Annotated in this window: 31 protein-coding genes; 1 reads left to right on the forward strand and 30 read right to left on the reverse strand. The window is 52.4% G+C overall.

From position 1 onward, the window contains the following. Positions 1 to 111: 111 nt before the first annotated feature. The 6 genes from MKY74_RS25735 to mtrB all read right to left on the reverse strand — a co-directional run bounded on the left by MKY74_RS25735 (position 112) and on the right by mtrB (position 4,346). Positions 112 to 765: a UbiX family flavin prenyltransferase gene (locus MKY74_RS25735; RefSeq protein WP_076170095.1), complete on the reverse strand. Its 654-nt coding sequence runs from the start codon at positions 763 to 765 to the stop codon at positions 112 to 114. Next, on the reverse strand, positions 762 to 1,634 hold the full coding sequence (locus MKY74_RS25740; RefSeq protein WP_076170094.1) for a UbiA-like polyprenyltransferase: 873 nt from the start codon (positions 1,632 to 1,634) through the stop codon (positions 762 to 764). Before MKY74_RS25740 ends, MKY74_RS25735 begins: the two co-directional genes overlap by 4 nt. Continuing rightward, positions 1,627 to 2,361: a demethylmenaquinone methyltransferase gene (locus tag MKY74_RS25745; RefSeq protein WP_076170190.1), complete on the reverse strand. Its 735-nt coding sequence runs from the start codon at positions 2,359 to 2,361 to the stop codon at positions 1,627 to 1,629. The genes MKY74_RS25740 and MKY74_RS25745 overlap by 8 nt, the downstream gene beginning before the upstream one ends. Positions 2,362 to 2,369: 8 nt before the next feature. Further along, the gene (locus MKY74_RS25750) at positions 2,370 to 3,251 is read right to left on the reverse strand and encodes a heptaprenyl diphosphate synthase component 1 (RefSeq protein WP_076170093.1); all 882 of its coding nucleotides are present in this window, start codon (positions 3,249 to 3,251) and stop codon (positions 2,370 to 2,372) included. 124 nt (positions 3,252 to 3,375) lie between these two features. Beyond that, the gene (locus MKY74_RS25755) at positions 3,376 to 3,927 is read right to left on the reverse strand and encodes a hypothetical protein (protein WP_076170092.1); all 552 of its coding nucleotides are present in this window, start codon (positions 3,925 to 3,927) and stop codon (positions 3,376 to 3,378) included. A 185-nt stretch (positions 3,928 to 4,112) separates the two neighbouring features. After that, positions 4,113 to 4,346 carry a trp RNA-binding attenuation protein MtrB gene (gene mtrB, locus MKY74_RS25760; protein ID WP_076170091.1) on the reverse strand — a complete coding sequence of 78 codons (234 nt, stop codon included), beginning with the start codon at positions 4,344 to 4,346 and terminating at the stop codon, positions 4,113 to 4,115. A gap of 104 nt (positions 4,347 to 4,450) precedes the next feature. Here mtrB and MKY74_RS25765 point away from each other — a divergent pair, with 104 nt between their 5' ends. Continuing rightward, positions 4,451 to 4,627: a hypothetical protein gene (locus MKY74_RS25765; protein ID WP_167372869.1), complete on the forward strand. Its 177-nt coding sequence runs from the start codon at positions 4,451 to 4,453 to the stop codon at positions 4,625 to 4,627. 45 nt (positions 4,628 to 4,672) lie between these two features. Here MKY74_RS25765 and MKY74_RS25770 read toward each other — a convergent pair whose 3' ends face one another. From MKY74_RS25770 to MKY74_RS25885, 24 genes are all read right to left on the reverse strand, one after another. Continuing rightward, complete coding sequence (locus MKY74_RS25770; RefSeq protein WP_076170090.1) at positions 4,673 to 4,945, reverse strand: HU family DNA-binding protein; 273 nt, start codon at positions 4,943 to 4,945, stop codon at positions 4,673 to 4,675. Positions 4,946 to 5,115: 170 nt separating this feature from the next. After that, positions 5,116 to 6,102 (reverse strand): ABC transporter permease, encoded by a 987-nt coding sequence (locus MKY74_RS25775; protein WP_076170089.1) that lies wholly within the window; start codon positions 6,100 to 6,102, stop codon positions 5,116 to 5,118. Continuing rightward, a complete protein-coding gene (locus MKY74_RS25780; RefSeq protein WP_076170189.1) occupies positions 6,092 to 7,588 on the reverse strand; it encodes a sugar ABC transporter ATP-binding protein in 1,497 nt (498 codons plus the stop codon). The genes MKY74_RS25775 and MKY74_RS25780 overlap by 11 nt, the downstream gene beginning before the upstream one ends. Positions 7,589 to 7,737: 149 nt before the next feature. After that, entirely contained in the window at positions 7,738 to 8,814 is a 1,077-nt protein-coding gene (locus tag MKY74_RS25785; RefSeq protein WP_144025412.1) for a sugar ABC transporter substrate-binding protein, read from the reverse strand. A gap of 286 nt (positions 8,815 to 9,100) precedes the next feature. Continuing rightward, the gene (spoIVA, locus tag MKY74_RS25790; RefSeq protein ID WP_076170087.1) at positions 9,101 to 10,579 is read right to left on the reverse strand and encodes a stage IV sporulation protein A; all 1,479 of its coding nucleotides are present in this window, start codon (positions 10,577 to 10,579) and stop codon (positions 9,101 to 9,103) included. A 471-nt stretch (positions 10,580 to 11,050) separates the two neighbouring features. Continuing rightward, entirely contained in the window at positions 11,051 to 11,812 is a 762-nt protein-coding gene (locus MKY74_RS25795) for a DUF3939 domain-containing protein (RefSeq protein WP_244169257.1), read from the reverse strand. Positions 11,813 to 11,890: 78 nt separating this feature from the next. Further along, positions 11,891 to 12,250: a 2Fe-2S iron-sulfur cluster-binding protein gene (locus MKY74_RS25800; protein WP_076170086.1), complete on the reverse strand. Its 360-nt coding sequence runs from the start codon at positions 12,248 to 12,250 to the stop codon at positions 11,891 to 11,893. Further along, positions 12,247 to 12,888, reverse strand: a complete 642-nt coding sequence (locus tag MKY74_RS25805; protein WP_076170085.1) for a hypothetical protein — start codon at positions 12,886 to 12,888, stop codon at positions 12,247 to 12,249. The genes MKY74_RS25800 and MKY74_RS25805 overlap by 4 nt, the downstream gene beginning before the upstream one ends. Before the next feature lie 27 nt (positions 12,889 to 12,915). Further along, positions 12,916 to 13,218: a 2Fe-2S iron-sulfur cluster-binding protein gene (locus MKY74_RS25810; RefSeq protein WP_084203878.1), complete on the reverse strand. Its 303-nt coding sequence runs from the start codon at positions 13,216 to 13,218 to the stop codon at positions 12,916 to 12,918. A gap of 23 nt (positions 13,219 to 13,241) precedes the next feature. Then, positions 13,242 to 13,421: a DUF2768 family protein gene (locus MKY74_RS25815; RefSeq protein WP_076170084.1), complete on the reverse strand. Its 180-nt coding sequence runs from the start codon at positions 13,419 to 13,421 to the stop codon at positions 13,242 to 13,244. 224 nt (positions 13,422 to 13,645) lie between these two features. Further along, positions 13,646 to 13,921 (reverse strand): stage VI sporulation protein F, encoded by a 276-nt coding sequence (locus tag MKY74_RS25820; protein ID WP_076170083.1) that lies wholly within the window; start codon positions 13,919 to 13,921, stop codon positions 13,646 to 13,648. Between the two features lie 70 nt (positions 13,922 to 13,991). Then, positions 13,992 to 15,032 carry an NAD(P)H-dependent glycerol-3-phosphate dehydrogenase gene (locus tag MKY74_RS25825; protein WP_076170082.1) on the reverse strand — a complete coding sequence of 347 codons (1,041 nt, stop codon included), beginning with the start codon at positions 15,030 to 15,032 and terminating at the stop codon, positions 13,992 to 13,994. Beyond that, positions 15,022 to 15,645, reverse strand: a complete 624-nt coding sequence (plsY, locus tag MKY74_RS25830) for a glycerol-3-phosphate 1-O-acyltransferase PlsY (RefSeq protein WP_076170081.1) — start codon at positions 15,643 to 15,645, stop codon at positions 15,022 to 15,024. The genes MKY74_RS25825 and plsY overlap by 11 nt, the downstream gene beginning before the upstream one ends. Before the next feature lie 11 nt (positions 15,646 to 15,656). Next, complete coding sequence (der, locus tag MKY74_RS25835) at positions 15,657 to 16,979, reverse strand: ribosome biogenesis GTPase Der (RefSeq protein WP_076170080.1); 1,323 nt, start codon at positions 16,977 to 16,979, stop codon at positions 15,657 to 15,659. A gap of 252 nt (positions 16,980 to 17,231) precedes the next feature. Continuing rightward, positions 17,232 to 18,461, reverse strand: a complete 1,230-nt coding sequence (rpsA, locus tag MKY74_RS25840; RefSeq protein ID WP_076170079.1) for a 30S ribosomal protein S1 — start codon at positions 18,459 to 18,461, stop codon at positions 17,232 to 17,234. Positions 18,462 to 18,584: 123 nt separating this feature from the next. Continuing rightward, complete coding sequence (locus MKY74_RS25845; protein WP_285855049.1) at positions 18,585 to 19,181, reverse strand: lysophospholipid acyltransferase family protein; 597 nt, start codon at positions 19,179 to 19,181, stop codon at positions 18,585 to 18,587. Continuing rightward, positions 19,178 to 19,882 carry a (d)CMP kinase gene (gene cmk, locus MKY74_RS25850; protein WP_076170078.1) on the reverse strand — a complete coding sequence of 235 codons (705 nt, stop codon included), beginning with the start codon at positions 19,880 to 19,882 and terminating at the stop codon, positions 19,178 to 19,180. Before cmk ends, MKY74_RS25845 begins: the two co-directional genes overlap by 4 nt. Before the next feature lie 106 nt (positions 19,883 to 19,988). Beyond that, positions 19,989 to 20,210: a hypothetical protein gene (locus tag MKY74_RS25855; RefSeq protein ID WP_076170077.1), complete on the reverse strand. Its 222-nt coding sequence runs from the start codon at positions 20,208 to 20,210 to the stop codon at positions 19,989 to 19,991. A 69-nt stretch (positions 20,211 to 20,279) separates the two neighbouring features. Further along, the gene (locus MKY74_RS25860; RefSeq protein ID WP_208629297.1) at positions 20,280 to 20,933 is read right to left on the reverse strand and encodes a flagellar brake protein; all 654 of its coding nucleotides are present in this window, start codon (positions 20,931 to 20,933) and stop codon (positions 20,280 to 20,282) included. Between the two features lie 148 nt (positions 20,934 to 21,081). After that, on the reverse strand, positions 21,082 to 22,443 hold the full coding sequence (ypeB, locus tag MKY74_RS25865; protein WP_076170076.1) for a germination protein YpeB: 1,362 nt from the start codon (positions 22,441 to 22,443) through the stop codon (positions 21,082 to 21,084). An 84-nt stretch (positions 22,444 to 22,527) separates the two neighbouring features. Beyond that, positions 22,528 to 22,677 (reverse strand): hypothetical protein, encoded by a 150-nt coding sequence (locus tag MKY74_RS25870; protein WP_163879344.1) that lies wholly within the window; start codon positions 22,675 to 22,677, stop codon positions 22,528 to 22,530. Positions 22,678 to 22,755: 78 nt separating this feature from the next. Continuing rightward, complete coding sequence (gene prsW, locus MKY74_RS25875) at positions 22,756 to 23,451, reverse strand: glutamic-type intramembrane protease PrsW (protein WP_076170075.1); 696 nt, start codon at positions 23,449 to 23,451, stop codon at positions 22,756 to 22,758. Between the two features lie 127 nt (positions 23,452 to 23,578). Further along, on the reverse strand, positions 23,579 to 24,193 hold the full coding sequence (locus MKY74_RS25880; RefSeq protein ID WP_076170074.1) for a genetic competence negative regulator: 615 nt from the start codon (positions 24,191 to 24,193) through the stop codon (positions 23,579 to 23,581). Positions 24,194 to 24,379: 186 nt separating this feature from the next. Beyond that, positions 24,380 to 24,688 carry a hypothetical protein gene (locus tag MKY74_RS25885; RefSeq protein WP_076170073.1) on the reverse strand — a complete coding sequence of 103 codons (309 nt, stop codon included), beginning with the start codon at positions 24,686 to 24,688 and terminating at the stop codon, positions 24,380 to 24,382. Positions 24,689 to 24,734: the final 46 nt, after the last annotated feature.

Genomic DNA, 24,734 nt, shown 5'->3' on the forward strand with positions numbered 1-24,734 from the left:
AGCATGGCCCGCATAGCAGAAACAAAGAGCACTGGCGTTCTTCCATTCATTTTCATCTTATTTAAATCATAGCATACAATTCGTGCTGCACGAATGGGTTTGGAGGACTGTCTATTCTTTGGTACCGGACTCTGCAGCTTTGGCCTGTCCGGCCAGCCCGCCGTCCCAACGCCTGAACAGCTCATGCTCGATCCGCATCATATCAAGCACCTTTCCCACCTGGAAGTCGATCAAATCCTCGATCGTCCGGGGATGAAAGTAAAAAGCCGGCATCGCCGGAATCATCTTCACTCCGAGCCTGGCGAGCTTCAGCATATTTTCCAGGTGAATGGCATGCAGCGGCGTCTCACGGGGTACTAAAATCAGCGGCCTTCCTTCTTTCAGCATGACGTCTGCAGCGCGGGTCATCAAATTGTCGGACGATCCGTTAGCTACAGCGGACAGTGTCCCCATTGAGCATGGCGCAATCACCATACCCTCCACCTGATAGGAGCCGCTGGCAATCGTTGCTCCGATATCCGCCACCGGATGGTAATAGAGGCTGCCCGGATGGCCGCCGAATTTCTCGCTTAGCACAAGCTCCCTTTGAGCTGTTTTCCAGCCGAGCTCCTCGCCAAGCACCCGCCAGCCTGCATTCGAGACGACGATGTGTACGTCATAGCCCTGCTTCAGCAGAACCTCCGTTAACCGAACCCCATACACCGAACCGCTGGCGCCGGTAATCCCGACGACCCAGCTTCTTCTCTTGTTCTCCGTTTGCGTCACAAGTACTGCACCACCAAATCAATCAGGGTGAATACGAATACGAGAATGCTGAGGACGCTGTTCATCGTAAAGAAGGCGACCTGCAGCTTGCTCATGTCATTCGGGGACAAAATAAAATGCTCGTAGAAGAGAATAATATAAGCGATCAGCATCCCACCAAAATACCACCAGCTCAGCTCGGTCGTAAAGAACAGGATAACGAATCCGATCGCGGTAATGAAATGAAAATACCGTGCGATGAGCAGCGACTTGCGGACGCCGAAGCGTGCCGGAATGGAGTACAAGCCTTCCTTCCGGTCAAAATCGATATCCTGGATCGCATAAATGATATCAAAGCCGGCAGTCCAGAAGGCAACCGATACGTACAGAACGATGGACGGCCAGTCGATTTCGTTGGTCACGGCCACCCAGCCGCCGAGCGGGGCAAGCGCGATCGTTAAGCCGAGCACGATATGGCACAGCCAGGTAAACCGTTTCGTGTAGGAATAAATGACGAGAAAAAACACGGCGATCGGAAGCAGTTTGAGCGCCAGCGGAGACAGCTCATAGGCCGCCCACAGCAGAAGCAGGAAGCAAACGACCGTAAACAGGATCACTTCCGCGCTCTTCAGCAGCCCTGCCGGAATGGCCCGGTTCGCCGTCCGCGGATTTTTCTTGTCGATCACCTGATCGATCATCCGGTTCAAGCCGAAGGCCGCGCTCCTGGCCCCGAACATGGCTAACAGGACCCAGCCGATCTGGGCCCATGATGGAAGGTGACCGTTTACGACGACCGATCCGAGGATCGCGCCCATAAACGCAAAAGGTAACGCAAATAATGTGTGCTCAATTTTGATCATTTCTAGAAAAATGCCGATTTTCTTAAACATGCCGATTCTCCTTGATCCCAATATGTAATGCTGCGACGCCGCCAGTTAGGGGATAGGCTTCGACATTCTGAAGACCGATGCTGCGGAATATGCTTGCCAGTTCCTCTCTTCCCGGGAAAAGAGCCAACGATTCCGGCAGCCATTTGTACTGCTCATATCTTTTGGCCAACACCTTTCCGAGTCCAGGCAGTATATACTTGAAATAAGAATAATAAATTCCTTTGAAAGGCTGCCACGTCGGCTTGGACACCTCCAGGCATACAACCATGCCTCCAGGCTTGACGACCCTCTGCATTTCTTTCAGCACCTGCACCAGGTCAGGCACGTTCCGCAGACCAAAGCCGATGGTGGCGTAGTCAAAACGGTTATCCTCAAACGGCAAATTCATGGCATCCCCCTGAACCAGCGTAATCTGATCCTCGAGGTGTCTCGCCTTGATTTTGTCCATGCCGACCTTCAGCATGTTCGGGCTGAAATCGAGGCCGACCATCTGCCCCGTGCCGCTGGCTTCCGCCATGCTCAACGTCCAGTCGCAAGTCCCGCAGCACAGATCAACCGCCGTATCTCCGGGTTTCATCGCCATTTTCTTCATCGTGAACTTCCGCCAGGCCTTGTGCCTGCGAAAGCTTATAATATCGTTCATCACATCGTACTTCGGTGCAATGCTCTCAAAAACGGATTGGACATGTGAGTATTTGTTTTCCGTCTTCGTGTCCCGTTCACTCATGCTGGTATTCATCCTCTCGCCAATCCCTCCCCTACTGCGGATCCCGGTGTGTTAAGCTGACGAAGGAACGGGTCAAGCACCTGTCCGATCTCCCGGAACATTCCGTCTCCCTTAACCATTTTCAGGATGGACTGCACGCTGTTCACCGCCTGCTGCAGCTTATCCGCCAAATGTTCTCCGGCCTTGTACTTAAGCAGCATCTTCTTCCAGTCTTTCGGCTCAACCCGGTTTTCCTTCAGGGCCAGCTTGTCTTCATCCGAGGCCACATCCAGGATGTGCCAGAACGAATAGCTGTACAAGAATGGCTCCGAGCCTGAGCTCAGCTGCATTTCACGAACGACCGTTTCGCATTCGCTGAAGCCGCGGAGAAGCGATTTCCACAGTTCTTTTAACGAGTCATCCAGAAAAGGGGTAAAAGAAAGAAACAGCTGCATATTCAGCTGTACCCGTTGCCGTAAGTATTCCTCCGCTGACAGGAGAAGGCTTTTCATTTTGCCGTACAGATTCATTTTCAAAATATTTACATCGCAAATGGCCGCACTCAGCGTCGATACAGCCTCGATTTGCCCCTTCTGGGACAGAAGCTGATAGAACCGGCTGCTGAAATAGTCTCCCGCGAGCACTTTAAGCTGACGGGAACGCATTTCTCCCTCGTTCTGTTTGCCCTGGATGGTGTCGATCGTTTCATGCGTGTCAATACCTATCTGAACGAGCGACGTGACAAGCGCCAGCAGCTCTGTATGCACGGAAGGCTTGCGGCTTCCCTGGTTCAGAAAAATATATAGAAGATGAACACGGGCATCCGGATAGGGCGGCAGCTCCGTATGGGTTTGGATCATGTCGTAATCGACATATTTCTTTGCTAGTTGGGGTATGCGGTACGGTTTCATCGTCAGCCTCCGAGCCTATAACTTTCTCACTTCTATGTCGTCTGTTGCGAGCAAGAACTTTTGTTCACAATCTTTTTTATTATAGCACAACTTGTCAGACCACGCACAGTATGCTTACTTCTTTTTACCCGTTTTCCTGCGGATCGAACCGGTCTCTCCACAGTTTCGTTTCGGTGAGGTGGAATCGGGCTTTGATATCGTCCGCAAGCGGGCCTTCTCCTGCTTCGCCAAGCGCCTGTTTCAGCTCCGGACTCCACTCCGTCCGCCGGACATCCGCAGCAAGCAGCAGATGCCTTGTGCCGAGCCATTTGTCTTCTGCGACGAGCCGAAGGAGAATCTGGTCGACATTGGAAGTGCCGTCAAAGCTAAATGTGAGGATCTCGGCGATATTCGAATAGATTTCAGACACGGACACCTCCGGTGTGGCCACTTTCAGGTCAACCGTCAGCACGCGGGATTCCCACTCCACCTTGCGGATCGGCAGCGTCAGGGGAAGGCTGTCCAGCGCATCCACGATATTCGCATTGTCGAGCGTCCAGCCCGATTGGGGATGAAACGCGGCCAAAGCCCGGCTTTCCCGGGCAAATGTGTGCTCCGCATGGTACAGTGCAGGCAGGATGAGGACCGAGCCCAGCGTAACGGCAAGCACCAGGCCAGGAATGAGAAATCGTTTCAAGTACAGCCCTCCCATCGTCATAGTATCCCTTAGTTTCGTCCGGACACGTGCTGTCCATACCTCATTCTACAACGAAAAAAAGCAGGCTATGCCTGCGTTTGTACAGATTGCGCTTAAGGTAATTTGCCATCCCCTGACCAGCAGCTAATTTGCATTCAAGAGCTGTTTTTATGAGCTCCTTGCTATTAGCTGTCGCTTTCGAGACTTCCGTGTTTCGTCCACACTTCGGCTTTGCCGCGAATTTTAATGGCGGAGGTATGGTCCGTAAACTGGGCGATCAGCACTTCGCCTTTGTCCAGCTTCTCCGTGTGATGAAACCGGGTATCCTGGCCTCGGGTCAGTCCAATGACCTGCACCCCTTGATCCTTCGCCTTGATCACGATAAAATCGCTGTTCCCCGTATTCCCTTTATTTTCCATGAGTGTATCCTCCTTTTTTCAGCGAGCCTTACACACAGCGTATAATTATTTTAAAATCCTCTGGCTATACTACCCAATGTAATAAAGTCCAAGGAGTTGAGAACATGCAATATGAACCGGCGCCCTTACGGGAAGGGCAAATTTCCAAGCTTCGCGAATACGAACAGCAGCTGAGCCAGCTGACGGGTTCTCCCGTCATCCTGATCGCCTATTCGGAAAAGGACGACAACGGCAATCCTCTCGAAGGACATGTCAGCCCTACAGAAAAGAAAAGGCCGTGAACGAGCGTCACGGTCCTCTTCTTGCGTATGGAATATGTAGAAATCTTATTTAATTCCGTCTTTGAGCGCTTTACCAGGCTTGAATGCCGGAATTTTGCTCGAAGGGATTTCGATTTCTTCACCGGTTTGCGGGTTACGGCCTTTACGTGCGGAACGCTCGCGCACTTCAAAGTTACCAAATCCAACGAGTTGGACTTTGTCCCCGTTTTGCAGAGCCTGTGCGATGGATTCGAATACAGCGTCAACCGCTTTCGTCGCATCCTTCTTGGACAGTTCTGTCGTTTCAGCTACTTGGGAAATCAGTTCGGACTTGTTCACTATCATTTCACCTCCCAAAATAATAAATCGATGTTATCAATCTTTCCGTTTTGCCGTAAAATATACGTTCATCTGTGAGATTTACAGATAGAATCGCCATATAGACCGTATTCAGCCGCAGGCGCGGAACAAACTTATAGTAATACAGCAACCGCAGAATTTCAAGAGTTTTACGTTCGCGAGCGGTTTAAAACGTAAAAAGTGACGGCAAGTGCGAGGACAAGAACGATCCCTTTGACGATGTCATGTGTAAAATACTGCAAATTCATCATGGTCAGTCCGTTGACCAGTACCCCGATCAATACCGACCCGATAAACGTGCCGATGACGTTGGGCATGCCGGCGCCGAAGACCGAAAAACCGACGAACACGGCCGCCACGGATTCCATCAAGAGCGGCGATCCCGCGTCGATTTGACCGGATCCGACCCGGGAGGCGTAAATAATCCCGCCAATCGCGGCGAACACGCCGGAAGCGACGTACGCCAGCGTACGCACCCTTTTCACCTTGATTCCGGACAGGCGCGCCGCTTCCTCATTACCGCCCGTGACGTACATTTGGCGGCCGTATTTGGTCCGCGTCAGAAAAATATGCACAAGCGCCACAGCGATAATGAGAAGGACGGCCGAAATCGGAATGCCGAACCATTTGCCCTGTCCAAGCTGCAGAAAGGCTGCGCTCATCTCGCCGGGGGCTTTGGTGCCGTCCGGAAATTCCATATGGTTGTAAATCGTATAACCCGCGGCATACGTTTTGTGAATCCCGCCGACAATGTACATCACGGCAAGGGTCGCCAGAAGATCCGGAATCCGCAGCTTGACGATCAGGAAGGCGTTAACGAGCCCGATGATGGCACCCAGGATGAGCGGCACGATGATGACGACCCACAGCGGCTGCTCATACCATATCATCAGCGACGCAGCGCCTACGGTGGTCAGCGACACGGTTGAGCCTACCGACAGGTCAAAGCCGTCCACGACCAGCGACAAGGTCACCCCAATCGCCACAAAGGTCACGATCGTGATCGAGCCCAGTATGTCGGTCAGGTTCCCGTACGTGAAGAAATAAGGCAGTCTGAACGAAAAAAATGCAATAACCCCGATGATAACGACAACCGCCCCGTACCGGAACGCCAAGTTTAACAGTTTATCCTTCATGGTCTTCCTCCAAGCCTCCGCTCGCATAATATAGGAGCTGGGCTTGCGTCGCTTCCCCCCGAGCAAATACTTTGCTGATGGTTCCGCCGCTCATGACGGCGATCCGGTCGCCGATTCCCAGTCCTTCTGCCAATTCGCAGGTAAAATACAAAATGCCCTTGCCGGCATCCGCCAAATCTCCGATAATGCGGAATATATCGCTTTTCGCGCCGATATCGACCCCTTTGGTCGGTTCGTCAAAAATAAAAACTTCCGCCCCGCTGTCCAGCCATTTGCCGATCGCCAGCTTCTGCTGATTGCCGCCGCTCAGAAACTTCACCAGCTGGCTGCCGGAGGCGGCCTTGACTCCAAGGGCGCCGACCATTTTGGCGGATAAAGCCTTCTCCTTCTTCCGCGAGATGAACCCCAGCCTGCTGACTTGGTTCAGCACCGGTATGGACAGGTTCAAATCCACCGATTCGTGAATAAAGATTCCCTCTTTCCGGCGCTCCTCCGGGATGGAGACGATTCCCGCGGATACCGCGTCCGCCGGTTGCTTAAGCGACAGCTTCCTCCCTTTCAGATGGATGCTGCCTTCGTCCGGCTGATCCGCACCGCTCAGGATCCGGGCCAGTTCGGTTTTACCGGCGCCCACCAGGCCGACTACGGCCACAATTTCACCGCGGCGGACCTCAAGATCCGCGCCCCGCACCTTGTGTCCGCGCTTGACGCCTTCGGCCTGAAGGAGCACTTCCCCGATCACGGTATCCTTTTTCGGAAACTCTTCTTCAAACGTTTTACCGAGCATGTGCCCGATAATGCCTTCCCCGGTGATGTCCTGTGTCCGGCCGGTGTAAACCTTCCTGCCGTCACGCATCACGGTCACCATATCGCTGTGCTGCAGCACTTCCGGCAGGCGGTGTGTAATAAAGATGCACGCCACACCGGCGTCCTTCAGCGAGTGCATCATCCGGAAAAAAGCCTCGCATTCGCTGTCGCTCAGCGGAGCGGTCGGCTCGTCGAATATAATCACCTTGGCGTCCTGGGACAAAATGCGGGCCAGCAGGACAATCTGTTTTTGAGCAAGCGACAGCTCATATACCTTTTTATGAATGTCTATACTGTCATCCAGCCTGGACAAAATCGCCTTGACCTGTTTGTCCATAGACCGGTAATTGACCCACATGCTTCCCCGGCCTGAAGACAAGGCGTCCAGCATGACGTTTTCGGCGACGCTCAGCTGCGGGACGAGGGCTGAATCGACCTCCTGATACACGCAGTGAATGCCGTGCTGCTTGGCCGCGGCCGGAGAGGTGATGTGCAGCTCCGTGCCGTTTGCCGCAATGCGCCCGCTGTCCGGCTGATAAGCGCCCGACAGAATCTTCATCAACGTGCTCTTCCCGGCGCCGTTGGCACCGAGCAGCGCATGAATCTGGCCGCCGTGAACCGAAAAATCCACCGCATGCAGCGCAGGAACGCCGCCAAATTGTTTGCCGATTCCGCTCATTTCCAACTGAAATGATGATGTCACACGGCATTCCTCCTTCAAAAAGTAACCCCACAAAGTGGAGTGCAGCTTGTCCCCTATTCCTGAAAAAGGGCAGCGCCTCAGCACCACCCCAAGACTTGCATTTGCCGGTTTGACCGGATCTTTTGTTACTTGCTGTACTCGTTCATCCAGTCCTGAAGCCCTTGCTTGCTGGCACCCCAGCCGTCTACATATTGAGACAGCTCGGTGGTGGAAATTTGCTCCTTAGGAAGCGCGTCGCGGGAAACGTACACCGGATTCAGAACGACCTTGTCCTCGGTTTGATCCCCATGCAGCTTCTGGTAGCCATAACGGACCTGGATGCGTCCGATATCCTTTGGATCGACAGCAGCGGATGCGACCCACGGGTTGCTAGGATCCTGGATCATTTGCAGGTCCTCGTCGCTCATATCGATGCCGTATACCTTGATTTCATCGCGTCCGGCCTGCTGGATGGCGCGCGCCGCCCCTTTGGCGAATTCGTCCCAAGCAGCCCAAACGGCCGAAATCTGTCCCTTCGGATACTGCTTCAGAATCGCTTCCATCTGGGTCTGCGTGTCCAGTGCCGGGTTATTCGCGGTGCCGAACGTAGCGATTTCCTTGATATCCGGATTCTCTTTCATAAATTTCGCGTAAGAGATTTGGCGCCGTTCCATCGGTGCGAATCCGGCCACCCATACTTTGACGATGTTACCCTTGCCCCCGATGTCCTCCTTCATCTGCTGCAGCGTCAGGTCGGCCATCTTCTGGTCGTCCTGAGAGAGCACGGTCGCGCCGGGAACGTTCACGTCAGCGTCGAAGACAACGACAGGGATCTTCTGCTCCACCGCCTTGCGCAGGCCAGGTTCGAGGAGCGAATCGCCGTGGTCGGTCAGAATCAAGTCAAAATGCTGAGTGATGGCCGAATCCAGCAGAGACGCCATTTTTGCTTTATCGTTGGCGGCCACGAACTTCGTCAGCTTTCCGCCGAATTTCTCCACTTCCTCGGTCACCCCTTGAACGTATTGCTGGGAAAACGTCCCTGTGTTAAACTCCATGATAAGCGCAACTCGTTTGCCCGCCAGAGGCTTGTCCGAATTTGCACCGGATGCACTCCCCGAGTCCGATGCCGGCGGCGCGTTATGACCGCAGGCGCTCATCACCATCGACAGCACCAGCAGAACGGATGCCAACACGAAACCCCTTTTTTTACCTCTTAAACGCATTTCTCTCTTCCCCCTTAAAAGCTTCACTATGTTAAAATGTTATACACTAATATAAAGCCTATATCCAAGTATGTAAATAGGTTTTTAAGAGTTTGTATAAATACTTTCTTTTTTTCATAAAAAACCTGTCATAACGATCCCTTAACTCGGCTCCGAGCAGCCATTTGCTTATTTTTATGTATAAAACAGGAATTACTATCAACAGGTATCCATTTCTGCATTCAAGCACAAAAAAAACCGCAAGCAAGCGGGCGCCTGCCTACGGTTTTTACTTCATGCTGATGGGTTACAAAATAATCGCGATCAATCCGCCAGAGCCTTCATTGATAATGCGTCCGAGCGTCTCCTGCAGTTTATATCTCGCATTATCCGGCATCATGGCGATCTTGCCTTGAATGCCTTCCCGTACGATAGAGTGCAGCGATCTGCCGAAAATGTCTGAATCCCAGATTTTGATCGGATCGTTTTCGAAGTCCTGGATGAGGTAGCGCACGAGTTCCTCGGACTGTTTCTCCGTACCGATGATCGGCGAGAACTCCGACTCGACATCGACGCGGATCATATGGATCGAAGGCGCCGTCGCCTTCAAGCGAACCCCGAAACGGGATCCTTGGCGGATCAGCTCCGGCTCATCGAGCGACATTTCGGCCAGCGAAGGAGCGGCGATGCCGTAACCGGTCGTTTTGACCATCTCCAGCGCCTCGGCGAACCGGTCGTACTCCCGCTTGGCATGCGAGAATTCCTGCATCAGCTGCAGCAGGTGGTCCTTACCGCGGATTTCCACCCCGACCACTTCCATCAGGATTTGATCGTACAGTTCATCCGGAGCGAACAGGTCGATCTCGGCTACCCCTTGGCCCATATTCATGCCGCTGAGCGCCGCGCGGTTGATGAAGTCGTAGTCCATGAACTGGGTGACCACCCGGTCCACGTCGCGCAAACGGCGGATATCCTTGACCGTATCGCGTACGGAATTTTCATAGTTGCTGCGCAGCCAGTGCTTCTCGTTCAGCACCATAACCCAGCTAGGCAGGTTGACGTTGACTTCGTGCACCGGGAATTCGTACAGCACTTCGCGCAGGACGCCGGTGACGTCATCCTCCGTCATTGTGGCCGCACTGAGCGCCATGACCGGAATGTCGTATTTCTCGGCGAGCTCATTGCGCAGCTGCAGTGTTTCTTCGCTCCGCGGCTTCGTGGAGTTGATGACCAGCACAAACGGCTTGCCGACTTCCTTCAGCTCGGCGACGACGCGTTCTTCGGCTTCCACATAGGAGTGGCGCGGAATTTCGGCAATCGTGCCGTCCGTGGTCACCACAACGCCCAGCGTGGAGTGCTCCTGAATCACTTTCCGCGTCCCGATTTCGGCCGCTTCTTGGAACGGGATTGGCTCCTCGAACCATGGCGTCGATATCATGCGCGGACCGTTTTCATCCTCATAGCCTTTGGCGCCTTCTACCGCATAGCCTACGCAGTCCACGAGGCGGACGTTCACTTCCAGACCTTCGGTGACCTTCAGCTGCACCGCATTGTTCGGTACAAACTTCGGCTCGGTGGTCATAATCGTCTTCCCGGCAGCGCTCTGCGGGAGCTCATCGACCGCTCTGGCGCGGTCTGCTTCGCTTGCAATGTTCGGCAGTACGATTGTTTCCATAAACCGTTTAATAAATGTTGACTTTCCTGTGCGGACGGCGCCGACGACACCCAGGTAAATGTCCCCGCCAGTTCGTTCGGCAATGTCTTTAAAAATGTCCACTTTTTCCAAAAGAGATCCCCTCCTCATTTACTCCGAAGGAAAAATGCTTTAAGAGCATCCGCTTCGTGTTCCATCTGGAGCCTCGAGCCATTGCAACGGATTTGAGCCTTACAATGTCGTCAGTAGTCCGCCGCCGGTAGTCAGGTAGGATGGGAAACGGCAAAGCGGCGTTACTCCGTAGGCATTTGGACTAGTATCATAGTATGTACCTATTAAAAACAATATGACGGGTATTCGGAATAAAATTCATATAATCCCTGCGTCGTTCGCATGCCCCTCGTCATCCCTCTCAGATATATGCCGGGGCAGAAATAAATATGTATATGAAGCATGCAGCACAACATAACTACCTGTGCACAGCCGCTTATCCGCTTGTTGATGCTGTTTTGCTAGCGGGAATCCCGAAAAACATAGCAATACGCATAAAAAAAGACCTGCTGTTTCCAGCAGGCCTTTCACTTCCAATCTGTACGTTCAGCTTCACGCCCCTGTCTCCGATTTGGCGACTGGCGCATCCCCGGACCACTCGTACGGCAGCGACTTCACCGGTACATAATCGGAAGACTTGATGAGGTAATCTCGTAAATCCTCGTCTTTGGAAGGCTTCACGCCTTCCTTGTCAATCAACTGCATAATATCAAACGCATAATCCGCGTACACGACGCCCTTGGCATCCATAATAAAGCTCATGTCCTGACCCGAATATACGCTCTTCAGCTCAACATTGTTTGTGCCGGCCAGATCCGGGTCAACGGTATGGATCCCCGGATATATTTCTTCGCCGGCCGGCAGCTGCCCATCATGCTTGGACTTATACAAATCGACAGCCCGCTGCACGTCGTTGACCTTTTGCACCGTGACGAGATCCATGACCTTAACGGTCGGGTCGGTTTCTTCGTTCTGTACCAGGAAGTATGCGCTTCCGCCTTTCTCAAAGGCGGTCGTCGGGATATCGTCCAAGTAGCCCCGTTTTTGGAGCTGGTCCAGGTCGATACGGAACTTCTCAAAGCGCGGCGTCGTCTCATCCGCATTGATGATCGGCAGGATCCCCTGGTCCTTTTGAAAATCGTCCATCGCAGACTGGATGCGCTTCACGCTTTCACGGTAGGATACCCTCGTCTCACCGCTCTTCTGGTCCGGATACATGCAGGCTGTGGCGGTCATGATCAACAGCAGCACCATGACAGCCGTAGCCGCCTTCCGGGCTCCCTTCATCATCTTGTTGGTCAAAGCCGGTGTCATCAACAAATATCACCCTTTGCATATAGTAAAGCCGATTGATACATCAAGCAGCCTGTAACGTGTTTGTCCTGCCTGCCGCTACCACAGGTCGTCCTCCCTGTCACGGTTCCTTGCTGCTTCCAGCTGCTTGCGGACCGCCGCCTTCAGTTTGTCTTCCGGGACTGTCACTGTCACCGCCCCGCGCACTCTGGCTTGACAAGACAGCCTGGTGCCGTTGCGGATCAGGGAGCCGAGCTTTCGCTTCTCCGCCTCGGCAGGAGGGGTAAGCTGTCCGGCGCTGGCGGCGTCAACCTGAATTTTGCACATCAAACAGCCCATTTTGCCCCCGCATCGCGTGGGCATGTATACACCTGCATCCCTGGCCGCATGGAGCAGCGATATGCCTTCACGGACGAGAACGCTTTTGCCTGACGGCTGGAACGTAACTTTATGGTTCATTGGCGTTCCCGCCCGGCATGGCCTGAATCCCGCCCGCTTACCGCAAATCGTACTATCGACTCGGTATGGAGCAGTTGGGAAATGATTTGGATGTGCTCGGATTGGAACGCGTTATCGGTGAGCAGATCCTCAAGAAGCGGTAAATGGGCCTGCAAATCTGCCCGCATGGCAGCAGCAATCGCCGTGTACCGGTCCTCCCGGTTCCGAAGCACATTAAACAGCAGCTCATGGCTGAGCGGCATCAGCGGAATCCGTATTGAGTTTAGTTTCGCATGGACGCCCGCAGAGACCAGCCTCCGGTTAATTTCAACCTTATAATGCGAACCCTCCGCCTGAACTTCGAACCCTCCAACTAGTTCCAGCGTGTACCGGCTCAACTTATAATGGCTTAACACGGACCGGTATTGATCCGTAACGCTCAGGACCGGCTGATCCACCGCCCGCCCTGCGAGGGCATGATGAAGCTCCGATACGGAGGCCGAATCGGCGTAGATGTCGATATCGCGTGGTGGTTTATCCAAATGCACGTCCTGAAGCAATAGCCCGCAGCTTCCGCCAATTAACCAGGAGGATGAAGTTTGCGACAGCGCATGAGAGGCGTCATGCAGGGCTTGCTGTAATTCGGCTGGGATCTGCACGGCACACACTCCAATCTTCCGGTCCATTTAAAAATACGTTTTGTTTCTGGCTACGATTTTTCCCGCCGTCTTGACTACGGCTTGGCACCCTAGACGATAGCCCTCGTCAAACTCTTCCGGGTCGAGGCGAAGATGTTCCGCTTTCGTCGGTTCCTCCAGGTGCTCTGACCCCTCGGAAATCAGACAACGGCAGCGGGCACAAGTACCGCGGGTGCAGAGGTGCTGCCAGTCCACTTTGTTGTCCTTCGCATGCTGAAGGATGCTTTTGCCCGGTTCAGGCACGACAGTTTTCTCGATTGTTCTTCCAATAAGCTGTAATGCTGCTTCCATGTTCGTTATCCACCGTTCCTTTGCTACATTAATGCTGCCATGCCGCCCAAAAATCCGACCACCATAATGACAAATGCGACCAAAGAGAGGGCTCCCCGAAGAACCCCCTTTGTTTTGGTTCGGGCGAAGGTAATGAGAAAGACGGATAGCCCCATAATCAAGATGGCGATCAGGGATACCCACATTTTTGTCATTGGATCCATACGCTAAAACTCTCCAATCTGTTCCATCATTAACCGTATTATAACACGAAACTTGTCCAATTTCGCAAAATGCGCCCACAAAGTAAGGCTCGGTCAGCAGTCCCCGTACTTCTTCCTCTCATCGGAACAGCAGAGACGATTTGACACATATAAAAAAAGAGCGAAAAGCCCTGCAGCCTCCGGCTCCAAAGACTTCATGCTCTTTTTTCGTCAGACCTATATGATTATTTCTTCATCATCATTTTCATCAACGCTTCCATGTTTTCAGGATTCATCCCGCTTTTCTTCACGGCGCTGATGATATCCTTGATGGTTTCCTCGCTGACGGGAACGTTGGCCATCGCGGATACTTGTTTAATCAGCTGACGGAGCTGGGCCTCGTTTTGCATGGTCGACGGCTTAACCGTGCTGGCCAGTTTTTTGACGGCACTTTCAGAGATGTTTTTGCCCGTTTTCTTATTGATCGCCTTCAGCGCATCCCTAGAAATGTTTTTGCTCAATGTCTTCTCCCCTCCTCCGGCATTCCTCAACCCTAATATATGAGGAGGTGCGGAAAAAGGTGAATAAGCATTAACGGTGCCACTGCTCCCACGTTTCCAGCTTCATCGTCTCCATTTCGGTCTTCGGGTCCCGGCCCATGAGCGCCTCGACGGCAATGCGCGGATTCCGGTTCAAAAAGAGCACGTGGTACAGCTGATCGGCTATCGGCATCTGTACGCCGTATTTTTTCGAGATGTCATGCGCCGCTTGGGTCGTCCGGACACCTTCCACCACCATGCCCATCGAATCCAGCACCTCATCGAGGTTTTTGCCTTGACCGAGCATGGAGCCTGCCCGCCAGTTCCGGCTGTGCCTGCTCGTTGCCGTGGCCACCAGGTCCCCGACGCCCGCAAGACCGGAGAACGTGAGCGGGTTCGCTCCCATCTCCACGCCGATCCGGGTGATTTCAGCCAAACCTCGCGTCAGCAGCGCCGCTTTTGCGTTGTCCCCGAAGCCAAGGCCATCCGACATGCCCGCGCCGAGGGCAATGATGTTCTTCAGCGCTCCCGCTAGCTCGACCCCGACCATATCCCGGTTCGTGTATACGCGGAAGTCGGAATTCATAAACAAGTCCTGCGCGGCGACCGCCTCGCTCTCGGTCAGTGATGCGACCACAACGGTGGTCGGGCACCGCTTGACGACCTCCTCCGCATGGCTTGGACCGGACATGACTACGATTCTTCCCTCTTCGCAGCCCAGCTCTTCAGCGATGACCGTAGACATCCGCTTCAACGTTTCGGTCTCAAAACCTTTCGTCGCGTGGATCACGAGCATATCCTTCTGCCAATGAGCGCTTAAATCCCGCGCCACCTGCCGCATCGCTTTGGATGGGGCAACGATCACTACGGCCTTCGCCCCCGACACCGCTTCACCCATGTCGCTTGTCGCTTTCAGATTGACTGGCAGCTGAGCGTCCGGCAGATAGCGGTTGTTGGTATGCTGCTCATTGATTTCCTTGACCTGATCCGGATTTCGGCTCCACAGCACCACCTCCGGATGGTTTGCAGCCAGCACGCTGGCCAAAGCCGTTCCCCAGCTGCCCGCGACCAATACAGCCACTTTATTTGACAATCCCTTTACCCCCTTTGGGCCCTCCGGATCCGATTTTGTTTTCCCGACCCTGAAGAATTTTCACAATATTGCTCCGATGTCTCCAGAAGGCAAATAAACAAATAATGAGACTGGTCCAAAAAATCGGCCAGGCATAACCCAAAATGAGCAAAAATACAGGCGTAAGCGCCACGAACACCAGCGATCCCAGCGACACGTACCGTGTAACCACGATTAGCAGAATGGCGATAATGCCGGCATACAGTGCTGGCAGAAAGCTCAGTGTCGCCATGACGCCAATGGTCGTCGCAATGCCTTTGCCCCCGCGGAAGTGAAAATACACCGGCCAATTATGCCCGACGATCGCACCGATGCCGCATAATGCGGGAACCCATGCCTCGCCTCCGCCCATCCACACGCCGATCCACACCGCCGCGATTCCTTTGAGGACGTCCAGCGCCAGAACCAGAACGGCCGGTCCCTTTCCCAGTATGCGCAGCGTATTCGTCGCTCCCGCATTACCGCTGCCGTGCTGACGGATGTCGATCCCTTTCAGCAGCTTGGCAAGGACGACGCTGAAGCTGATGGAACCGAGCAAGTAACTCAGTATAATGGCGATGATCTGTAGAACCAAGCTATTCTCCCCTAACTTTCATCCGATTTGCGCCGAGTAAAGATGCGTATAGGCGTTCCTTCAAAATCAAAAGCAGACCGGATCTTGTTCTCCAAATAACGCTCGTAAGAGAAGTGCATCAGTTCCGGATCGTTCACGAAAATGACCATCGTCGGCGGCTTGACCGCAACCTGCGTCGCATAGTTGATACGCAGACGGCGCCCCTTGTCCGTCGGAGGCGGATTAATCGCCACGGCGTCAGATACGACGTCATTCAAGAGATGCGTCTGCACCCGCAGCGAATGCTGCTCGGCGACGTGCTGAACGACCGGCAGAAGCTTGTGGAGCCGCTGCTTCGTTTTGGCGGACAGAAACAGAATCGGCGCGTAGGTCATAAACAGGAAGTGATCGCGGATCTTTTTCTCAAACTGGTGCATCGTCTTGTCATCCTTCTCGACGGCGTCCCATTTATTGACGACAAAAAGAGAAGCTTTGCCGGCCTCGTAAGCGTAACCAGCAATATGCTTATCCTGGTCAATGATCCCTTCTTCACCGTTAATGACGACAAGCACCACGTCCGCTCTTTCGATGGCGCGCATCGCCCGCATAACGCTGTACTTCTCGGTCGTTTCGTATACTTTTCCGCGTTTACGCATACCGGCGGTATCGATCAGCACGTAACGCTGCCCGTCCCGCTCAAACGGAGTGTCAATGGCATCCCGGGTCGTACCCGCAATATCGCTGACAATGACGCGTTCTTCGCCAAGAATCGCATTCACGAGCGACGATTTGCCGACATTCGGGCGTCCGATCAGTGCAACCCGAATCACGTCTTCATCGTACTCGTCATCCGTCAGGTCTGGCAAAATATCTACAATAGCGTCCAGAAGATCGCCGATCCCGGTTCCGTGACTGCCGGATATCGCGATCGGGTCCCCAAAACCGAGGCTGTAAAACTCGTAAATGTCGTCATTGCGCTGCAAATTGTCCACTTTGTTTACGGCCAGCACGATCGGTTTTCCGGAACGGAAAAGCATCTGGGCTACTTCTTCGTCAGATTGGGTTACGCCGCTCTTGGCATCGCACATAAAGACGATGACGTCGGCTTCTTCGATAGCAAGCTCAGCCTGCATACGGATCGATTTCAAAATTTCATCGTCACCGTCAATTTCAATACCTCCCGTGTCAATGACACTGAAAGGTTTGCCGTTCCATTCGGCAACGCTGTAAATCCGGTCACGCGTCACGCCCGGCTTATCTTCTACAATGGCCAGCCTGTCCCCGACCAAACGGTTAAAAATGGTGGATTTCCCCACGTTAGGCCTGCCCACGATTGCCACTACGGGTCTTGCCATAGTCACTCCTCCTGTCAATTCTTACGATAATCATCATAGCAAAAAACGTTTCTTTTGGCTAACCTTTCATAGGAATAGCCGAATGTTAATTGTATTTTTCCAAAGCATACACCGAACCATGCATGGCCGATTCTTTGGCTTTCATGATCGAACATCTCGAACCAATTTGCCCGAGTCAGCATACTTGATAATCTAAAAAAAAATCGGTAAACCCGTGTAAGGGTTCACCGATTTCAATTTTGGAGGCCCAAATCATTTAAATTTGCTGAGTTTGTCTCCAAAACGTTCACCGAGTGTAATGCTGAGGCCTTGGTTGCTGAGCGATACGTTCGGGTTGTCTTTCAGATCATCCTTGTGCGCGCTGCTCTTCGGTGCTCTTTCCGGTCTTGGAGCTGCCGCAGGAGCTTCCTCGGTTTCCTTGATGCTCAGGCTTACGCGCTTTTCAGCCGTGTTGATGTCCAAAATTTTGACTTGAACTTCTTGGCCTTCTTTGAGCACTTCATGCGGTGTACCGATGTGCTTATGGGAAATTTGCGAAATATGAACAAGTCCTTCGACACCTGGCGCCAGCTCAACGAAAGCACCGAAAGTGACAAGACGCTTCACTTCGCCTGTTACTACATCGCCGGTATGGAACTTGTCGGCTGCGGATTCCCATGGTCCTGGCTGGGCAGCCTTGATGCTCAGGCTGATTTTGCCTTTTTCCGGATCAACTTTGAGCACTTTTACCTTCACTTGGTCGCCTTCGGACACGACATCGGAAGGTTTGTCCACATGATGCCAAGCCATTTCGGACACGTGAACCAGTCCGTCAACGCCGCCTACATCAACAAAGGCGCCGAATTGAGTCAGACGTTGAACCGTACCTTCGATTTCTTGTCCTTCTTGAAGTTCACCCATCACTTTTTGCTTGTTGGCTTCGAACTCTTCTTCGAGAACGTCTTTTTGCGACAGGATCACTTTGTTGTTCTCACGGTCAAGCTCTTTTACCTTCACGCGCAGCGTGCGGCCTTTGTAGTCGCTGAAGTCTTCAACGAAATGACGCTCAACCATGGAAGCCGGGATAAATCCGCGTGCGCCCACGTCTGCGACGAGACCGCCTTTTACCACGTCAGCTACGGTAACTTCGAAAGCGTCCTGAGCTTCGAAATGCTTCTCGAGCTCATCCCAAGCATTCTCGCTGTCGATCGCGCGCTTGGAAAGAACAAGTCTTTCCTTCTCGTCGTCGATGCTGACAACCTTGCATTCCACTTCCTGACCAACCTGCACCGCTTCGGATGCGTTGTCAAGGTGTACGGAAGACAGTTCGCGGACCGGAATGACGCCGTCATATTTATATCCAATGCTTACATAAGCTTGGTTGTCCTCCAGTTTGACGATCGTGCCTTTCACGGTGTCCCCTTTTTTCAAGGATACGAATTGATCCAATTCCTCTTGGTTTACCGCTTCTGCAGTTTCTTGATTTTTCGTTTCTTCCGACATGTCAATACCCTCCTCAATTCAAAAAAACCCATTTATTCAAACCTGCTGACGCAGAGTTCAAAACATCATAAAGCAGTACGAATCATATGTTTCCAATAAGTGCTTGTGTTCATGCACGCCCGGCTAATTCCCCGAAGGTCTTCCGGTCTTCTCCATTTCATGGATCCGGTCCATGATGCGTTCTGTCACCAGCTCGAGCGGATCGCCATCCACCTCGCCGCTTTTCAGGTCATCCAGGACGATAGGTTGTCCATACACGATTTTCATTTTTCTGAAAATCTTGTAATCGCCGATAATCGCGGCCGGCACGACGGCGGCATTGCCGCGGAGCGCAAACATGGCAGCCCCTTTCTTGGCGGCGCCAGTATCGGAGAAGCGCGTGCCTACCGGAAAGATGCCCATGATTTCACCGCCGCGCAAAATGGAGATGGAGGTCTTGAAAGACTCTTTGCTGACTCCCCCCCGCTTGACGGGAAACGCTCCGAACTGGGTGATCAGCCATCCCAGTACAGGAACTTTGAACAATTCTTCCTTGGCCATGAACTTGACCTGCCGCTTCACCTTGATCCCGACGGATATCGGATCGAGCAGACTTTTGTGATTGGAGCAGAGCAGCACCCCGCCTTCTTTGGGGATATTCTCCGTGCCGACCGCTTCAAAGCGGTACAACAAGGTGAATATGGCCCTAAGGATATCCCGGCAAAAAACGTAAATCTTCAATTCTTCTCCCCACCCCTGTACGTTTTGCAGTAATCAACGATGGTGTCGACAACCTGAGGTATATCCATGTGAGTCGTATCCAGGACAATGGCGTCATCGGCGCAGCGAAGCGGCGAAATTTCGCGCTCTGCATCCAGACGGTCACGTCTTTCGATATCCTTCTCAAGCTGTTCAAGTGTCAATCCTTCCGCATCGTTCATTTCCTTGTACCGGCGGAGAGCACGCTCTTTGACGCTTGCCGTCATGAAAATCTTCACTTCGGCATCGGGAAGCACGGTCGTTCCGATATCTCGTCCATCCATCACTATGCCCTTGTGCAGAGCCATCTGCTGCTGCAGCGCAACGAGGTGGCGTCTTACTCCTTCAATCTGCGAGTATTGGGATACCATCCCGTTCACCTGCAAAGAACGGATGTAAGGGGTCACATCTTCGCCGTTGACCAGAACTTTCTGCCCGTCTTCCCCGGGTATTAATTCAATCACCATCTTTTGGGTGAGTTGAAGCACTTTTTCAGGAAATTCCGGTCCAATTCCTTGTTCCATCATAAACCACGTTACGGCCCGATACATGGCTCCGGTGTCCACGTATATGTACGAGAGGGCTCTCGCCACCAGGCGGGCAATCGTGCTTTTGCCGGCCCCGGCAGGTCCATCGATCGCAATGTTGATTTTCAAGTTATCCTCTGTCCCCTGCCTAACCAAAGGGGCATTCCTCCTCAAACATAAGCCTCAAGAAAAAAGCAGGCATTGCCTGCGTCGAGAAAATTATACCACACAACCTATTCCGATGCAAAAACGTCCCTCCATTTTACTCTTTCCAATCCCTGACATCCCGGTCTTTGACAGGGATGCCGTCAAGCTTGTACACCGGGGACAAGTATGGTCTGACCTGCTTGATATGAAGCGCCCCCTGTATGAGGATCAGCATAACGACAAGCACAATCAAAGCCCTTTTCACCCATTTGGACAAAACGTCAAAGCATTCCCCGAACAGCCGGAGATACTGCCGAACGCGATCCTGTTCATCCATCAGATACACTCCCTGAATTTTCCTACTAGTGTATCCTTGGCATTGCAAAATATTCCCTCACCCGATCTCTCAGCGGTTCCGGAAATCAAACTGGCGCTCGAAGCAGTACCGGATCAGCTTTTGCCGCTCCATATCCGTAATCGCTTCAAACTTCAGCATCATGATTTTCCGGCCGTTGTCGAGCTGCTGGATCCGGACGACGCTGCCTTTAAACGGAACGTGCTCCAGGTTTCCGTTCTTATACGGTACGAGCACCCAGCAGGACAGCATGTCACCTTCCCGGATCGCCATGTCGGCGTCACTATAAAAGGAAATGCCGCCCCCGCCGACATCTTCTGTACGCGTGACGAAGCGGATATTGTGTTCGGTCTGGACCGCCACCTCCAATCCGGCATTGACGCGTAAAAAGCTTCGGCGCTGGACTTTGCCGATCGACTCGGGCTCAGGCCTGCGGATCCGCACCATCCGGACGACGTCTTCCTTGAAGCCGAGCACGTAAGTATTGAAAAAATTTTTAACGCCGCCGTCGGTCAAAAAATACACTGAAAGCTCGTCACCCATGTGCAGCCGCTTCAGCTGCCCGGTCTTTTCCTGGATGGGCACCTCCATCAGAATGGAGTCGTCCTCCACATCCGTGATGCGGGACTTGTACTCCATCCCCGCTTCTTTCTGGTCTCCGGAATCCACGGAGATAAACAATTGATCGCTGATTTTAGGAAACAACAAACTCACCGCCAGCCTGTAAAATAGCATTCTATCCTGATTATACCATGTCTTTGTTCATAGGTAAGCAGTGTTTTTGCGCAATACAAAAAGCCCCTCGACTGATCCGAGAGGCTTTGCTCATCACTTGATCCTTGCAACTTTTTGCCTATTTTACCGCTTTTTTATCCGAATCCTTGAGCTCCTCTACGACCCGTTCAGAGCCGTCATTGGCATCCATGTATATCCGGTATCTGGAGCCGTTAATGTTGCCTCCGAATTCGTAGCAGAGAGCTTCCTGGCCCGAATCGTCCTTGATCAGCGCCAGCCGGTTGTAGTTTTCCTTAAACTCGGGATTCAGCTTCTTTCGCGCCTGGCTCAAGGTCAGCTTCGGTTTTGGAATTTTACGCGCCTGGGATTGCTCGTAAACGAGATCGCTGGCCTGGAACCCGGTCACCTCGCCGTTATCGAGTCCGACCCGAACCGTCATTTTTTCCGGGTACACCAGTACGCCGTCCTGCTTGCGCACATATGTGAAGTTGCCCATATTATCATACTGGTCTGCTGTAACGGCCGTCATATCCTTATAGCCTTTACTTTGCAGAAACTGATCGGCCTTCTTACGGGCTTCTTCCATCGTAACCGCCTTCGGTCCGACTTCCCGGTTATCGGAAAAGGAAATCAAGTGGCCGCCTTGACGGGTGAAGTTCAGCGACAGCGGAGCAGGCCTATTGTTGGATCTGACGGTGGCGGTGTAGGATGCCCATTCGGTTCCTTTACCGTTTTCGGTAACTTGAACGTTGGATTGGCCTCCTCCCGCGCCGGCAAAATCGGCTGCTTTCCGCTTGATATCCTCGGGAGATACCGGCTGTGCGGACAGCTTTTTCACCGATCGCTTGTCATAGATGCTGGATACCGACGGACCCCAGTTCAATTCCGGGTACTCGCCGACCCTTTTGTCTACCGTTTTGAAGCCGTCGATAATGGTGTTGTCCAGCTTCTTGTCTTCCGTAGCCATCGCGCTTTCCACGTCCATCCAGCGCAGCCGGTTGCTGATCACCTTGGACTGCACGTCCTGGAGATCCTTGGTGATTTGTCCGGAGTTGGCGTAGAGCGCCTTCAGGTTTTTGATCTCCTCATTTGACAGCGGCTCTTTCTCCAAATTCCGCATGGAGGTCTGGTAGGAAAACTTCGATATTTTGGACAGAAACTCTTCGGTTTTGTTAAACGGCAGCATGGTGAGCGGCAGCTGGTTGATTTCGTTCTGCGCTTCGCTTGTCAGCCGCCACACGTTGACCAGCCCTTTCCGGTGCATCGCATTGGAAGCCGAGCTTACGGCCAGCGTATTGCCAAGCTCGCTGTGCAGGCGGTCCATATGATAGGACAGGTCATGAAAAGCCCGCTGATACTGGTTTTCCGCCTTGATCAGCACGGCGTTCTTCTCCTGGTTCTCTTGGTACCCCCACACAAACGCTCCGATCATAAACAGGGTGACTATGGGAAATAAAACAGCGCTTAATCGCTTGTACATGTGAAGTCTCCTTTCATCAACTTAAAGCTGGTGTTAGTTTGACTAGAAGAAAGGAGTCTTATGCATCGTTTCCCAGGTATCGGTTCAAAACGGGTCTTCTTCGATATCGAACTGGCTTTGGTTGTTGCACAGGCACTGCTTGAAGCCGGTTTCGATCTTCCCGCGTTCTTTTTTGCCGCGCAGCACGTAGCGTTCCCCGCACTGCCTGCAGACGATTTTTACTTTGACACGCAAAAAAGGACACCTCCATCCTAAAAAGATTGTATCCGAATGCGGATTGTAACTTCTTAGGATAAAGTGTGCCCAATTTAATTACGTATTAACCTCTTCCTCCCGCTTCAGGAAACGGAACGGGGAGCGGTTGTTGGCCCGGTATACCTTGCCCATGCCTCCGTACCATAAAAAAGCCATCAGCGGGACGATAAACCAGATCCAATAATGCGTCATCGTGCTTAAAATAAAGTCGTAGACCCCGTGCCAGAACCACGGGATGATCATCGAATAGACCAGAAAACGCTTGGCCTTGGCTCCGGTCGAAAACCTCGCTCTGCCGAGGTAATAACCCATCATCACCCCGAACATGGCATGCCCCGATACCGGAAGCAGCGCCCGCAGGAACATCGCCCCGAAGGATGCGTGGCTGTACCAGGCATACATCACATTCTCCACAGTCGCGAAACCAAGCGAAATCGCTACGGCATACACGATTCCGTCGTACGGCTCGTCAAACTCCGTATGGTTGTATATCATGTGAAACAGCACGAACCATTTCAAAAATTCCTCAACAAACGCCGATATGACAAAAGAATCCAGATACGGATTGCCGCCGAGCCCCGTTGTAAGGCCCCGCTGGATGATCATGACCGGAACCACGATCATAAAACCAAGCAGAAACACCTTGATCACCATAAGCAGCGGTTCCTGATCGTATCTGTCCTTTAAATAAAAATAGGTCAGTAGGGCAAGACCCGGCGCCAATGCCGACGCAATAACCGAAAACAAAAGCACCGTTCTTAATCCCTCCACTTCCTGGCAGTGACCTTAAGCGGCCCTGCCGAATGTAACTCCAGCTTCAAAGCAAAGTTCATCCCATGAAGATGAATCCTCATGGGATGTCTCAATCAGGACAACGGTGTTAATCCTGGCGCTTGAAATGTGTGCAAATGACGTCGACCGCATTCTCGGCAATGACGACTTTGCCATATTCCTCAAGTACGGCTTCCGTATAGGATGCAGCTTCTCCGAACTCGGCAAGAACCGCGATCAGCGAAGGAAGCTGATTAGCGTCGATTTCTTCGGGGTCCATGTACAGTACCCATTTATCTCTATAATGATAAAGCCGCCCGGCTTCGGTGATATGTCGTTGAAGTACGTGTGCAGCTTCGATCAGCACTTCGAAGTCGTTAAAAGCATACACGATGGAGTCGCTTTGTTCAAGCGTGACTTCCATTTCGTAAACTTCTTCAGGGAGTTCATCTTCACCCAGTTGACTGTACTGATGATGATCGTATTTCCCCCGGGTCACGATGACGACCATTCCTTGAGCAGGAAGGGCAAACACTTCCACGGCGAGCGGTCCCGTTGCATCAAAGCCCAGTTCGTTATAGGCCTGATCCATCATTTCGGTAAACAGCTCGTGCACCTTCGGGATTTCTTGCCACATGTCCTCCTTCTGGATGCCCCGTTCACTCAGGTCGTCAAACGTAAGGAAAATCCGTATCTTATCTGAGCTTAAGCGTTCTATTTTCATGACAGGATCCTCCTTGTAAGCATTGTTATAACAAATTATGATGTCTCCCATAATATGTGCTGAAAATAGTTCTATGTAAGTATGTTATCATTATATAACCATAAATGCACGCTGTAAAATGGACAAAAAAAGAATCATTTGGAGCGGATAACCGCCCTTTAAATGATTCTAATGGGTTTGACGCGTTTACAATCCAGGTATCACCGTATTTGTCTCTTTCAGAATCATGTCCACTTCCCGCTTGACATCCGGATTGGTGCGGATAAAATCTTTAATCTGGGTAACGCTCGATCCCTTGGAATACGAATCGTTGTGGGAACCATGAGCGTCGTGACGATGGGACGAGCCCATGCCGATGTTCGCCATATCCATCATTTTGTCCTTGGCATTGCCGCCAATGACAGACGTAATCATGCTGCGTCCCCGGTTTCTGGACAAGAGCGTCGTTGCAGCAGCACCAATCAAAATACCGCCAATAAAAGCAGAAGTGTTCATTTAGGTACAACCTCCTTATGGGATGAAGTCGAATATATTTTGAGCG

Source organism: Paenibacillus sp. FSL R5-0378 (genome assembly GCF_038009285.1).
GTDB lineage: Bacteria > Bacillota > Bacilli > Paenibacillales > Paenibacillaceae > Paenibacillus_AQ > Paenibacillus_AQ favisporus.